The sequence below is a fragment of the Paenibacillus ehimensis NBRC 15659 genome (assembly GCF_004000785.1).
In the GTDB taxonomy this organism is placed as follows: domain Bacteria; phylum Bacillota; class Bacilli; order Paenibacillales; family NBRC-103111; genus Paenibacillus_G; species Paenibacillus_G ehimensis.
Map to the genome: position 1 here is coordinate 43885 of NZ_BILX01000021.1, position 14065 is coordinate 57949.

Genomic DNA, 14065 nt, shown 5'->3' on the forward strand with positions numbered 1-14065 from the left:
TCCTTTTCATTTGAAGTAGACCGTTCCATCCGTCATAATGAAACTTAATGAAATCATGGATAAGGATGACCGGCTTATGGCATTCGGGATTACAAGAAAAGAGCTCGTTCAGTGGAAAGAGGCGGTCGCTCGCGGGGAGATCGCTTATTTAACCCATTTTTGGTTCGACCCGCGTTTCCCGCAGTTTCATTCGGTCACCAAGGTCGGATGCTCGGATACGAAGCGGCTGGTCGCATGGTGCGAAGCCAACGGACTGAATCCCCGGTATATTCACGACCGCGAGAGCTTCCCGCACTACGACCTAATCGGACCGAAGCAGTTCGAAATTTTGCAGAAGGCAGGGCTTGACGAGCATATCGAGCGGTTCAAGCTGTGCTGATGCCTCCCGCAGCTCCCCACACGGCGCCCGCCAGCAGCTCGTACGAACGAAGACGGCTTTCGTAGTCGGACGCCAGCGTCACGATCATCAATTCGTCGCAGCCGCAATCCCTCTGCAGCTGCTCCAATGCCGCTTTCACTTGTCGCGGAGTTCCGATGAACGGCTTGGGTCGGTCTGCTCCGCTGCCGCCGCCTTCCGGCTGCGGCAGCCGCTTCGATTCGGCCGCGAGCCTCTGCGCTTCTTCTTCCGTATCCGCGCAGAAGACGCTCACGGCCACGATTACACGCGGGACGGCACCCAAGGACGTTGGCCGGAACTCCCGGATATACGCGGAAAGCACCTCCGCTCCGTCACGGTCGCTCATGAAGTGGCCGAACACGTACCCGGTCCCGAACTCCGCGGCATACGAGGCGCTTTTCCGATTCGTCCCAAGCAGCCACACCTCCGGGTCGGCAGGAGGAACGGGCATGGCCCTGACGGGCACATCCTCCACGCGAAATTCGTCGGCAAAGAAGGCGGACAAAGCACGGAGCGATTCGGGCAGCTGCCGAACATTTTCCAGAAAATTTCCACTTAGCGCCATGCTCGTATGCGCCGACCCTCCCGGGGCCCGGCCGATTCCGAGATCGATCCGCCCTGGGTACAAGGCCGCTAGCAGCCGAAACGTCTCGGCCACCTTGATCGGCTTGTAATGCGGCAGCAGCAGCGCTCCCGAGCCGAGCCGTATCCGCTCCGTGTGCGCGCCGATATGCGACAGCAGCACTTCCGGAGCAGGACAAGCCAGCTCCGGCATATCGTGATGCTCCGCGGCCCAATAGCGCGAATAGCCCAGCTTCTCAGCCGTCCGCGCAAGTCTGCGCGCTTGCGCCAAAGCGGCTGCGGCATCCGCCCCTTCGAGCAAAGGAACAAGATCCAGTACGCTTAGCTTCATGTGCGTGATTGCTCCTCTCAGGGCTTGCTTCATTCTTCTAAGTTTATCCAACATCTGCCGCGTCATCAACTTTACCGCGTGACGGGGCGGCTTCTGTGCTGAAATTGGCAACGATAAAGCCTCAGTTCCAAAATCCGCCGTCCGAGTGGATGATTTGTCCCGTCACCCACCCCGCGTCGTCACCGGCCAGGAAACGGATCAACCGTGCGGCATCTTCCGGCTGTCCGATGCGTCCCATCGGAAATTTGGGAAGCAGCGCCCGCTTCAGCGCAGCGTCCATCCATCCCGAATCGGTCGGTCCGGGATCGACCGCATTGACCGTGATCCGGTGAGGGGCCAGTTCCGCCGCGAGCGAGACGGTAAACGCCGAGATGGCCCCTTTGGTCGCGACATACGCCAGATTTCCCGGCATCGGACCTTTGTCTTGTCCCGATACCAGATTGATGATCCGTCCGCCGCTCCCGCCTTTCAACCTGCGGGCAAATTCCACAGACAGCATGCAAGTGCCGCGAACATTGACGGCGTGATGCGCATCGAGAATATCTGCGTTCAGCGCCTCGAAACCGACTTCCTCGCAATGCGTTGCATTATTGATCAATATAAACGGGGTGCCCAGCCGGTGCTGCACTTCATCCAGCAGCCGGATCGCCGAGTCTGTTCCGGCTAAATCGAGTTCCATCGACGCGGTTCTTACGCCGAGCGCGACAAGCTCCTCGGACATCTGCCTCGGCCAGTCCCGGTCGCTTCCGTAAGGCTGAGCTTCGTCGTATTTGCGCCAATGGGTAAAAAACAGATCGGCGCCCTCTTCGGCGAGCGCTCGGGCAATAGCGCTTCCGATGCCGCTTCGGCGGCTCACTCCCGTGACAATGGCAATTTTGCCTTGCAGTCTTTTCTCGTTCATACGATCCCCTCCGTATAGATAGGGACGCGGCGGTGTGAACTGCCGGAGATGCAGCAATTCCCGGTAAATCGAGTAGGAGGAGGCGGCTAGCCTCCGTCCTCTCACACCACCGTACATGCGGGTCCGCATACGGCGGTTCCGAAAGGTTAACAAAGCTCCAAATATCGAGAAAGTAAGCTTTTCAGCCCTTTCGCTTCCCAATAGGAAGTCGGAAGGGCATTGTTTGTGTTACGAGACATTTCCCATGCTCCTCGCCTTGAGTTTGCCATAACAAAGCAAGCCCAGTTCGGCACGCCCAGTGCCCGAAGTTCGCGGATTCGAGTGCGTACCCGTTTCCACTGTTTCCATAGGCACATTCGTAACCTCCGGCGAATCCATTGGTCAAACTTCCCGCAATGGCTTTTAGCTGAGGCTAGTCGGAAATAACCGATCCAACCCATCATGTAGCGATTTAGTTGGATGATGCGGTCTTCCATCGAGATCGGTCGCGTACGGTTCGTCAGTTCGCGGACCTTCTCCTTGAAACGGGAGATCGTCTTCGGCGCTAATCGAATTGTCGCTTTCTTGTCGTTCAGGAAGCTGAAGCCGAGGAACTTGCGGTTCCACGGTCGGTCCACCGCGCTTTTGTCTCGATTCACTTTCAATTTCAGCTTTCCTTCCACGAAGTCTGTCACCGACTTCAAGACGCGTTCACCTGCGCGTTTGCTTGCCACGAAGATGTTGCAGTCATCCGCATAACGGACGAATCGCAAACCTCGCTTGGTCAATTCTTTGTCTAGGTCATCCAGTAGGATGTTGGCCAAGAGCGGACTAAGCGGGCCGCCTTGCGGCGTTCCTTCTTCGGTTCGCTCAAGCGCTCCATCCGCCATAACACCTGCGTTCAGGTAGGCTCGGATCAATTTCAGGATCCGTTTGTCCGTCACTTTTCGGGCTACCCTTGCCATCAGCATGTCATGGTTTACCCGGTCAAAGAATTTCTCCAAATCCATGTCGACGACCCATCGAAGGCCGCTCTGGATGTAGCGCTGCGCTTGTTTCACCGCGTCATGGGCTCGTTTTCCCGGGCGAAAGCCGTAACTGTGCCACGAGAAATGAGCGTCGAAGACCGGGTTCAACACTTGAAGAAGGGCCTGCTGGAGAAAGCGGTCCATGACGGTCGGGATACCAAGCAGCCTCACGCCGCCTCCGGGTTTGGGGATTTCTACCCGTTTGACTGGCGAGGGTCTGTAGCTTCCCGTCAGGAGTGCAGCTTTCACCGCTTCCCAGTGTGTCTTCAGGTAAACTTGTAGATGTGCTACCGTTACGCCGTCCACACCGGGTGCTCCTCCGTTCTGAACCACTCGCTTGTACGCGAGTCGAAGGTTGTCCCCTTCGAGCATTCGCTCCAACAGCTCGTATTGGTCTTCGCGAGTGGAGGGCGCGATTTGTGCCGACGAAGAACTCGGCGCTTCGGCATACCCTGACGGCTTCACCGCTTCTCTTTGCCGCAAGCTCTCTTGCGAGATTTCCTGCTCTCTCTGCTCTTCATGCGAACGCATCGGTTTCCACTCTCCTTTCGGTTCGGTCCTTTCGGTTCCCGGCGTCCCGTACTCCCGTACTATGACCTCTGCTGACTCCTGCGGATTCAGCGCGGCTTCTCAGTCGCGGTTACGAAGTGACTTCGCGTATTCCGCGGGCCTCCCCAGATAAGAACGTCATCTTTCTGCCCGCAACCACTGGAGTTTACAGGGGTAGCCCTTGGCGACTTTGGATTTCGTCATGTAGTGGTGACTCATCCGACTAGCCCCGCCTCAAATCCAGTTCGTGTACCTTGGCTCGTGCATTTGCCTCCAGCTTCCTTCAGATTCCACCTCGCGGTGGACACCCTTGCTCTTGGCTAACGGTAGGCGTTCGCCAGCCCCCGTTCGGGACTTTCACCCTAGAGATGACGCCCATGCTGGGCGTACACTCAAAAAGCGGATACCATAAGGTATCCGCTTGCCGGGTGTCGGGCTCGTTCCCATAGCGTCCCTGTAATGGCGACAGACAGGCACACCTCTCCCGTTAAACCGATCGGGATCGTGCGCTATCCGGTTCGTCAACCATTACAAAGTGCCTGCCATCGGGTAAATTCCCCTTTCCTGCATCTCTGGCCTGATTGTACCAAGAACTGGCGTTATCGGTCAATCCGGTGCATCGCCTCACCTTCCTGTCTTGATTCCTTTGCCCGAATAAGCTATACTACAAAAAATTGAATGACCGACCATTTGCCTGTGAAGAGCATCCAACTCGGAGGCGTTCTCGTTAAAGGGACCGATACCGTCCCTCAAGTGAACCGGGCCCGCCCGTTAACGCGGAACCAAAGCGGATCGGACCGCCATGCGTTCCGGTCAAGTTGGGTGGCACCGCGAGACAAGCGCTCCTCGTCCCAAAAGGATAGAGGGCGCTTTTTGTCATTTTCCGAAAAAAGGAGCGGTACCACATGCTGGACATTCACTGGATTCGCCAAAATCACGAGAGGGTACAAACGGTCGCCGATCAAAAAGGCATCGCCGTATCCGTCGCCGAACTGCTCGCCTGGGACGAGAAGAAGCGAAATCTGCTTCAGGAGACTGAGAAGCTGCGCCACGCCCGAAACAAGCTGTCGGAGGAGATCGGCAGCCTCGTCCGTTCGGGAGGCCATCAAGAAGCCGCACCGTTGAAACGTAACGTGAAAGATCTGGGCGGCCGCTTGGCGGAGACGGAACCGGAGCTGGCCGAGGCGCAGCGGCAGTTCGAACAGCTGATGCTGCGCATCCCGAACATCGTATCTCCCGACACGCCTGTCGGACGTTCGGATGCGGACAATATTGAAATTCGGCGTAACGGGACGCCGCCCGCTTTCGCTTTCGAGCCCAAAGACCACGTAGCTCTCGGCGAGCTTCACCGGATGATCGACATCCCGCGCGGCGTCAAGACGGCGGGAACCCGGAACTATTACCTGCGGGGCCCCGGAGCGCTGCTGCACCGCGCCGTGCAGCAGCTTGCGGTGGATTTGCTGGTAAGCCGGGGCTTTACGCTCATGGAGGTTCCGCTGCTCGTACGCGCGGATGCCCTGACCCATACGGGCTACTTCCCCTTCGGCCAAGACCAGGTGTACCGAATCGCGGACGAGGACAAGTGGCTGGTCGGCACCTCGGAAGTGCCGCTTGTTTCGTATTGCAGCCATGAGGTGGTCGACGTCCGCGAACCGCTCATGCTTGCCGCCGTCTCGTCGTGTTTTCGAAGCGAGGTCGGCTCGGCAGGCAAAGACGTGCACGGCTTATACCGCGTGCATCAATTTTCCAAAGTGGAGCAGGTCATCGTATGCGAAGCCGAGCTTGACCGTTCCGAGCCGCTGCTGGAGGACATCACGAGCAACGCGGAAGAGCTTTTGCAGCTTTTGGAGCTGCCCTACCGGGTCATGGCCGTCTGCACCGGCGATATGTCGCAAAAAACGTATAAGCAGTACGATATCGAAACTTGGATGCCAAGCCGCCAAGCTTACGGCGAAACCCATTCGTCGTCCCACCTGCTCGATTTCCAGGCGCGCCGTTCAAACATACGGTACCGCGATTCGGCCGGCAAGCTGCGCTACTGCCATACGCTCAACAATACGGCCGTCGCTTCGCCGAGAATCCTCATCCCGCTGCTGGAGAATCACCAGGCCGAGGACGGCTCGATCCGGATTCCGCCGGCGCTGCGCCCGTACATGAACGGCATGGAGCGGCTGCTCCCTTCGTCCGGGGAATGAAGGCATAGCGGGCTGGCGTCCCGCCAATACTGCCGCTGCCTGGCATCCCGCTTCTCATGCGCTTCTGCGCGCAACTTCTTCAGCTCGGCGTCCGGCAACGGCTTGGCAGGCGTCTCCGTGCTGATGACGACCAGACGCGCGGAAGGTTCTGAGCTAACCGGGGCGCCTCGCCCTCACGGGTCCGAACGAAAAAGATATGCAAAAAGGCCGGGGTTGCGACCCGGCCTTTTGTACTCTAACCTGAACTAGAATGCGTATGGGAACTTCATCAGTGTAACGACAAGAAAGAAGATGATGCCGTTAATCACGCTAAGCGTTTTGATGGAGCCGATCTGAGCCTTGATGCTGCCGCCGGACGGATCCTGCAGCGCCTTGCGCATTTTGCTGCCGAGAATGCCTGTCAGCGCTCCGATGGCAAGGAACAGAACGACCGCCAGCACCATCCAAAGCACCGAATACTGCGCCTTGCTGACCAGATAACCGCCGGACAAAAATGCGATCACGAGCGCCAGCTGCCCCGCACGGTTGGCGGCAAACAATACATTCAAGAATCCGAACTGCGCCGTTCCCGATTGCAGCGCCTCTACCCGCATCGCCAAAAACGGCAGCATGAGATAAAAGCCCATCAATATGGCGCCGAGCACATGTAAATACAAAAACACTTGCTGCATAATCCCGGGACCCTCCCTATTCAACCTCGTTTTCTCTCTCCCCTAGTATACAAGAATACGAGGTTCCTAAGCAAATTCAGAACGGGCTTACGGATGGACCGCTTTACCTGCTTTCGCCGCGCGTTTGTCGCGCCACTTCTGCAAAATTACGAACAGCGACGGCACGACGATCAGCGTCAGCATGGTCGAATACAGCAGTCCGGAAATAATCGTAATTCCCATCGGGCGCCACAGATTCCCGCCCATAATCGTCATCGGCAGCAAGCCGCCAATCGCCGTAGCCGTCGTCAGCAGAATCGGCCGGAGGCGCGCTTTCCCCGCTTCCGCTACCGCTTCGTACAGAGGCAGCCCGCGTTCGCGCGCCTGCTCGATAAATTCGATCAGAATGATCCCGTTTCGCACCACGATGCCCGCCAAGCTGACGAGCCCCATGAGCGCCATAAAGCCGATCGGCGAACCTGAAAGGAACAAACCGATGATCGCGCCGCCGGCTGCCAAATAGACGGTCGAGAGAATGAGCAGCGGAATTGACAGCGAGTAAAACTGCATGACCATAATGATGTAAATCAGCAAAATAACGATGACCGACAGCTTCCCAATCGAGGCGAACGCTTCGTTACGCTCTTCGTTTTCCCCGCCGAACTGGATCGAGTAGCCGGCAGGAATATCGTAGCTTTTCAGCTTGGCTTGCAGATCCTTCACAATATCGTCCGCCAGCCGGTCCTGCGTATAGCTGCGCACGGTAATCGTCCGGGTCTGGTCGCGGTGATGAATCGACTTGATCATTTGGCTGGTACGGATATCTCCCAGCTCGCGCATCTGAACCGTACCGCCTTTTTGCGTCGACACGTACATTTTTTTCATCGTTTCCACCGGGTCGGCGGAACGCATCTTGGCGTACAAAGTCACGTCGATCAGATCTTCGCCTTTCTGCATCTCCGACACCTCAAGACCTTCGGTTGCAATCCTCAGCGTCGTGGAAAGATCTTTCTCGTTCACGCCGAACAGGCTCAGCTTCGCCTGATCCGGTTCTACCTCGTAGGTGTTCATGGCCTCTCCGACATCGTCGGTTACGCTGATCGCACCCGGGATTTCTTTCAGCATCGCTTGAATGTCCGCCGAAATCTGGCGAAGCTCGGAAAGCTCGCTTCCGCTGATGCGCAAGGCAATCGGCGCGCCGACCGGGGGGCCTTGCTCCAGCTCGCGCGGCGTAATCTCCACATCGGAGGGGAACATCGCCTTGAGCTGCTCACGCCACTGTACGACGGCGGCTTTCGTATTCAGCTGCTTCATATCGACCTTAACGAACAGCTGTCCGATCGAGATGCCCGTCTGATCCGCTTCCGTGTAATAAAAATGCGGAGCCGTCCGTCCGGCATAAGCCGACACAAAGCGCACGCCCGGCTGCTCTTCCATCCATGCCGCCGCTTTGCGGATCGTAAACTCCGTTTCGGCAAACTGACGTCCGGACGGAAGCTTGAAATCGATGAGCATCTCTTCCTTCTCCGCAGGCGGGAAATACTGCACCCCAAGCAGCGGCATCAAGCCGAAGGCGGAGGTGCCCAGCAGCAGCGCAGCGAGCCCGGTCAGCAGCGGACGCCGCAAAAAGCGGTGAATCTGCTTGCCGTAAAAGGCGCTCAGCCTTGCGATCGGCTTGCCGAGCAGACCCGGCGTTTCCGTTCCTTCGTTTCCGGGTACGCCCCCCGCAGCTTTGAGCGGCTTGGCCTTGGAGCCTTTGCGGCGAAGCCGCCGCTCGCCCACCCATTGGCGGAAAATCGGAACAATCGTCAGCGACATCGCCATGGAAGCCGCAAGAGACAACGAAATGACGACCGGAAGTGGTCGAATGAAGCTACCGATGTTGCCCTGCAGGAAAAACAGCGGCAAAAACGCGGCGGCTGTCGCAATCGTCGCCGTCAGGATCGAAATGGCCACATCGCGGCTTCCCTCCAGCGAGGCCGTAGCCGGATCGTCGCCCAGCTGCAGGCGGCGCTGAATGTTGTCGTTCACGACGATGGCGTCGTCGACCAGAATTCCGAGCACGATGACAAGCGCGACGATCGTAATCTGATTCAAATCGATTCCCATCGCTTCAACGGGAATAAAGCCGATCGTAATCGACACCGGAATGGCCAAGGCCACGATCAGCGAGGTGCCGAACGTCAATCCGAGAGAGCAGACGACGATGACCGAAAGAATTCCCATCAGCAGCTCTCTGCCCAGCTCGTTGAACAGATGGTCCAGACTTTCCTTCTGCGTGAACAGCGACTCGATTTTTACATTGGCCGGCAGCTTCGGCTTGAGCTCGGCAACCTTCATGTCGATGCGCTTCTGCAGCGACGGGACATCCGTGCCTTTCTCCGAATTGATGACCAGATCGAGGACGGGCTTTCCTTTATGTAAAATGGACACTTCTTTTTTCTTCGACCGCAGCTTGACGTCGGCGACATCTTTGACCTTCAGCGCGCTGCCGGGAGGCAAGCCCAGAAGCTCCGTATTCGCGATATCCTCGGCGGACTTCCATTCCCCGCCCATATTGACGTAATACTGCTTGGCGCCTTTGTCCACCGTACCGAGCGGCACCCGGTCATGCTTATTTTTCAGCGATTGCGCCACGATGCCCCACGGCAGCCTGAGCGTATCCAGCTTGTCGGTGTCGAGCGTGATCGCCACTTCCTGCTCGGGCAGGCCGACGACCTCGACGTTGCTTACGCCGGGGACGGTTGCAAGCTGCTTCTTCCAGGAGTCCATCGTCGTCCGCAGCGACTCCAGCTCCTCCGGCGTCTCCACGACAAAATGCAAAATTTGCGCCGCAATTTTGCTCAGATCGTCGTTCACTTCCGGTTGGTGCGCGCCCTCCGGCAGGTCGTCTTGCGCGGACTGCACCTTCTGGCGCAGCGAATCCCACGCCCTGCGGATATCCGTGTCCGACTTCAGCTCGACTTGAATGACCGACACGTTGGCGGCCGAAGTGGAGCTGAGAACCTTGATGCCGCTGATTTCCTTAATTTTATCTTCCAGCGGACGGGTGACGAACTGCTCCACCTTTTCCGGCGAGGCCCCCGGATAGACGGTTTTCACCAACGCATACGTGATCTCGACCTCGGGATTCTCCCTCTGCTTCAAGGTAAAAATATTGAACACCCCGAGCACGACCGCCATGACGAAAAACAACAGCGTTACCTTGCGGTATTTCAGCAGCTTCGCGATCATTCTCCGATCACATCCGTTTCCGGCAGGCAGTTGACGTTGATCCCGATAAGTACCTCGGCAAGCAGGTCAAGCTTTTCCAGGCCATATCCTTTTTCGATAAACCACTGGTAAGCGACCATCTCCAGCATTCCGATTTCCGCATATGCGGTCATTTCCAGCTGCTCGTCCGTATATCCGGGATAAACGTTATAATGCTTGAAGATACCTTTGACAACCTCGCAAACATTGCCGTAAAACTGCTTCGCGATGTCCGCTATTTCCGGAGAGGCGGCGCCATGCCGCTTCAAAATGTTCAGTATCGTCCGGTTTTGGTAATAGATGATCAGCGTTTCCCGGATCAAACCATCATGCATTTGACCGTTGCCTACATCCGGATGGTCGTCCGATTCCGGCTTGAGCGCATCAACGATTTCCTTCAAGCACTCCTCCGCCACGCTGCGGAACAAGTCTTCCTTGCTTTTGAAATAAAGATAAAACGTGCCCTGCGCCATGCCGGCATCCTTGACGATGTCCGACACTTTGGTGCTGTGATATCCTTTCTGCTCAAAAAGCTTCAGCGCCGACTCGATAATTTTGTCTCTCTTCTCTACGGCCAACGGTGAATTCTCCTCCCCTGGACTGTCCTCACGGCCGGTCCCGACATTATGACTGATTCGTCAGTCATTTTGCATCATACCATGGATTGCCATGGCTTTCAATCCCCTGATCCGCAGTTTTTCACCGGCTGCAAAAGAAAAGGGACTGCTCCGGCCGGCAGCCCCTCGTTGTCTTATTCAGTGAGATTGCATGCTTCGGTAGCTCGCATTCATCCGGTCGATGACATCGTCCGGATGAACCGCTTCGCCTCCGAGACTTGCCCGGAGCGCTTCGTGCAGCAAAATTCCCCCTTGCTCCTGAAAGGCCGGGAAGGCCCGGTTTCTCGGACGCATATAGCTGAGCTCCAGCGTCCGCATCGTGTCGGCGAAGAACCCGCCGCACTTGCGGTTCACTGCTTCATCGCGCCACGCCGCCGCGTGTCCCGGCTGTCCCCCTTGCTCCGCATATAGCGTCCGCTGCACATCGCCGCTTGTTACAAACATCGCAAACTCCACCGCAAGGGGAATGTGAGCGGACAAAGCCGACACGGCGATCCCAACGCCGCCGAGCAGACTGCCTCGCGGTTCCCCGTCCATGCCCGGGATATCGGTAAAACGGAGTAGCCGGTCCGCGAAGCCTGCCCTGGCATAATTGGAATAGCCGAAAGCTAAAGGCACGTAGACGATATCGTCATGCGACGCCATCCGATCGTACATCTGGATCGGGTTGGACTCCAGCGAAGCTTCGTGCAGCAGCGGCAGCAGCTTGAGCATCTGTCGAATCGCGGCTTCGCCGATCTGCGGAGAAACCCCTCCCGCTTCGTCGAAAAACGATGCGCCGCCGATGCCGGCACACAGCGTCAGAAAGCTGCACATCGCATCCGTCGGACACAGCGGCCATCCGACCTTCCGGCCGGGCGGCAGCGTTTCAGCCAGCTCCGATACCTCCTTCCAGGAACGGGGAACATCCCGTTCGGGAAGCAGGTCTGCCCGGTAGGCCGCCACCTGCGCGGCGGCGTCCGCCGCCAAAGCCCATTGATGGCCGGCCCAATGGTAGCTTCGATGACTGGGACCGACCGTATTCGCTTCCTGCTCCCGCAAATAATCTTCGGGGACGTACCGGTCAAGCGGTACCAAAACATGCTGCTCCGAGCAAATGCCGACATGCGGATGATCGATCATGATGATGTCGTATTCGCGCGCCAATAGATGGACCGGATAATCGCCGAAATCTTTCAGCGATCGGCGGTCCCACCGGATGTCCATTCCGGGATGCCGTTCCCCGAACTTGGCGGCGGCCGCCTCCAGCGGGGCGAAGCCCCTGACATGGTTCCACGTCATGCCTCTTAACGTTGTCATGCTTCTTCCTCCGGTTTTTATATAACGCCGATGCCCTTCATGACCTCGATCTCCGGTCCCGTGTAGCCGAGCTCGCGCAAGATTTCTTCGTTATGCTCGCCGATCATCGGAGGGTGACGGACGATATCTCCGGGCGTCTCGCTGAACTTCACCGGCACGTTCACCGTTCGGACCGTCCCCGCCGTCGGATGCTCATAGGAGGTAAATGCGCCCAAATGCGCCGCTTGCAGATCGTTCTCCGCCTCCAAGTGATTTTTCACTTCCGAGACCCACATGTCCCGCTCAAGCATACGCTCCAGCCAGTAAGCCGTTGTCTGCTTCACCGTGCTCTCTTGAATGCGGAAGAACACCTCGTCCCGTTTGTCGTACAGCGTCTGCGGATCGTCGTATGAATTCAGCCCTTCGTCTCCTAGCACCTCGGCGAGCACCGGAATCGGATTCACCGAAATGCAAATATAACCGTCCGCCGTCTTGTAGATGCCGAACGGAGCGGATTGACCGGGATGCGCGATACCCGATTGGGGGCGCTCGAACAGCTTGCCCGAGTTGAGCGTGACGGCATATTCCTGAAGCTGATGCGTCAGCAGGCACTGCAGCAGGTTGATCTCCAGCTTTTGCCCTTTGCCGGTCTTCTCCCGGTAATAGAGCGACGAGAGCAGGCCGTATACGATGTTATAGGCCCCGAGCTGATCGGCAATGCCCGTCCCAAGCGGTGTCGGCGGCGCATCCTTGGTACCGGTAAGCGTCGTCAGCCCGCTGAGCGATTGAATCATCAGATCCTGCCCCGGACGCTTCGCATACGGTCCATCCTGGCCATAACCCGTACTGGAGCAGTAAATGATCCGGGGATTGATCTTCTTGAAATCCTCGTAGCCGAAGCCAAGCTTCTCCATGACGCCGGGGCGGAAGTTTTCAACGACAATATCGCACGTTTCCGCCAGCCGGTAGATGATCTTCTTCGCCTGGGGCGTCTTCAGATCGAGTGCCAAGGAGCGTTTGTTCCGGTTGAAGGCCAAATAGCAGGGCGACTCCGTCCCACCGATCCAATAGTTCAGAAACGTCCAGGCTCTGTAGCTGTCCCCTGAACCTTTCCGCTCGATTTTGACGACATCGGCTCCAAGGTCGCCAAGCATCTGCGTAGCGAACGGACCTTGCAGCAAATGGGTGAAATCCAATACTTTAATTCCGGCCAGCGCCTTGTCCATCATTTCTTCTCCCCCTGTCGTATTCATTGACCAAGTCTCTCCACATGCCATTGCCATTCGAATCGGACCGCTTGACCGCCTTCCAAGCCTGATAGCCCGGTCCACTCGGCGGGCAGCGGTGAATTGAAGGCATCGGTAATGCTGCTCCACGGCTCCAGCGAAACCGCATGCGCCCATTCCGGCACGAAGACAACCGCGTGAGCCAGGTTTTCACTGAACCCGAACACGATGCGGATGCCCGAACGTCTCCGTGTCAGGCGGCACTCCCGCTTGCCAGGAACCAAACGCAGCAGCACGTGATCCAGCTCCGCCGGAAGCGCGGATACCGTCAGCCCCCCGTCCAATTGCCGGCATAGCACCGTCCGTTCGGGGAGCCGCCCGATGCCGACAAGCTCGCTCGTATCGTATTGGAACTCGGCCGGCACAGCGACCTCGGTTTCCTCAAGCGCATCGCCGGATAGCGTAAAATACGGGTGAATACCGAAGCCGTAAGGCGCTTCGTCCCTTCCTTCGTTAACCGCATCCAGTACAGCCGAGATGCGGCCTTCCTTCAACCGGTAGGTGAGGCGCAGAGCCACCTCATGCGGATAATAAGCATACCAGCCCGGATGATCGGTTGCGCGAAGCGCTGCCGTCATCCAAGCGCCTTCCGTCTCCGAAGCAGACAGCGATACCACCTCCCAAGGCAAATGGCGGATGTCCCCGTGAAGATGATGCCCTCCCTCGTGCTGCGGGAACGTATAGCGCCGGCCTCGAAAGGCAAAGGTCCCCCCGGCAATGCGGCTCGGCGGCCACAAGAGCGGCACGCCGTATTCGGCCGAGTACTCGGCCAGCATGGACAAATGCGGCGGCCCCTCGATCGTCTCATGTCCCTCCAAACGGCAGCGAATCAGATTGCAGCCGATCCCGGGAATAATAAAGGCTTCGCTGCCGGTCCGGTCATCGGACAAAATAACGTGTTCCCTGCCATCGCGCCATTCGCTGCAGACTCTATACCGCACAGGCGCCCCCCTCCCCTTTTCCTGCTCCTGCTTCAAGTCCCGGCATCCCGTCTGCCGGAAGACGCCTTGCGGCTTCACC

General features: G+C 57.7%; 11 protein-coding genes. 2 read left to right on the top strand and 9 right to left on the bottom strand.

Annotated elements, in window-relative coordinates:
* Positions 1-76 precede the first annotated feature (76 nt).
* Positions 77-379, top strand: coding sequence for a hypothetical protein (locus PEH01S_RS14345; RefSeq protein ID WP_127486216.1), 303 nt, complete (start codon positions 77-79; stop codon positions 377-379).
* On the opposite strand, the gene PEH01S_RS14350 is transcribed toward PEH01S_RS14345, so the two are convergent.
* From PEH01S_RS14350 to ltrA, 3 genes are all read right to left on the bottom strand, one after another.
* Entirely contained in the window at positions 366-1310 is a 945-nt protein-coding gene (locus tag PEH01S_RS14350; RefSeq protein WP_127486218.1) for an MsnO8 family LLM class oxidoreductase, read from the bottom strand. The two genes, PEH01S_RS14345 and PEH01S_RS14350, sit on opposite strands and share 14 nt — an antisense overlap.
* A 121-nt stretch (positions 1311-1431) precedes the next feature.
* Positions 1432-2211 (bottom strand): SDR family oxidoreductase, encoded by a 780-nt coding sequence (locus tag PEH01S_RS14355; RefSeq protein ID WP_127486220.1) that lies wholly within the window; start codon positions 2209-2211, stop codon positions 1432-1434.
* A gap of 146 nt (positions 2212-2357) precedes the next feature.
* On the bottom strand, positions 2358-3749 hold the full coding sequence (gene ltrA / locus PEH01S_RS14360) for a group II intron reverse transcriptase/maturase (protein ID WP_127486222.1): 1392 nt from the start codon (positions 3747-3749) through the stop codon (positions 2358-2360).
* 923 nt (positions 3750-4672) lie between these two features.
* Here ltrA and serS point away from each other — a divergent pair.
* Positions 4673-5962 (top strand): serine--tRNA ligase, encoded by a 1290-nt coding sequence (serS, locus tag PEH01S_RS14365; RefSeq protein ID WP_025852652.1) that lies wholly within the window; start codon positions 4673-4675, stop codon positions 5960-5962.
* A 245-nt stretch (positions 5963-6207) separates the two neighbouring features.
* Here the strand turns inward: serS and PEH01S_RS14370 are convergent, their stop codons facing one another.
* The 6 genes from PEH01S_RS14370 to PEH01S_RS14395 form a co-directional block, all read right to left on the bottom strand.
* On the bottom strand, positions 6208-6633 hold the full coding sequence (locus PEH01S_RS14370; protein ID WP_025852653.1) for a hypothetical protein: 426 nt from the start codon (positions 6631-6633) through the stop codon (positions 6208-6210).
* 87 nt (positions 6634-6720) lie between these two features.
* On the bottom strand, positions 6721-9846 hold the full coding sequence (locus tag PEH01S_RS14375) for an efflux RND transporter permease subunit (RefSeq protein WP_127486224.1): 3126 nt from the start codon (positions 9844-9846) through the stop codon (positions 6721-6723).
* Entirely contained in the window at positions 9843-10442 is a 600-nt protein-coding gene (locus tag PEH01S_RS14380; protein ID WP_025852658.1) for a TetR/AcrR family transcriptional regulator, read from the bottom strand. Before PEH01S_RS14380 ends, PEH01S_RS14375 begins: the two co-directional genes overlap by 4 nt.
* 177 nt (positions 10443-10619) lie before the next feature.
* On the bottom strand, positions 10620-11780 hold the full coding sequence (locus tag PEH01S_RS14385) for an extracellular solute-binding protein (protein ID WP_127486226.1): 1161 nt from the start codon (positions 11778-11780) through the stop codon (positions 10620-10622).
* Positions 11781-11797: 17 nt separating this feature from the next.
* On the bottom strand, positions 11798-13012 hold the full coding sequence (locus PEH01S_RS14390; protein ID WP_218032701.1) for a CaiB/BaiF CoA transferase family protein: 1215 nt from the start codon (positions 13010-13012) through the stop codon (positions 11798-11800).
* Complete coding sequence (locus PEH01S_RS14395) at positions 13009-14064, bottom strand: aldose 1-epimerase (RefSeq protein ID WP_164827841.1); 1056 nt, start codon at positions 14062-14064, stop codon at positions 13009-13011. Before PEH01S_RS14395 ends, PEH01S_RS14390 begins: the two co-directional genes overlap by 4 nt.
* Between the last annotated feature and the right edge of the window lies 1 nt (position 14065).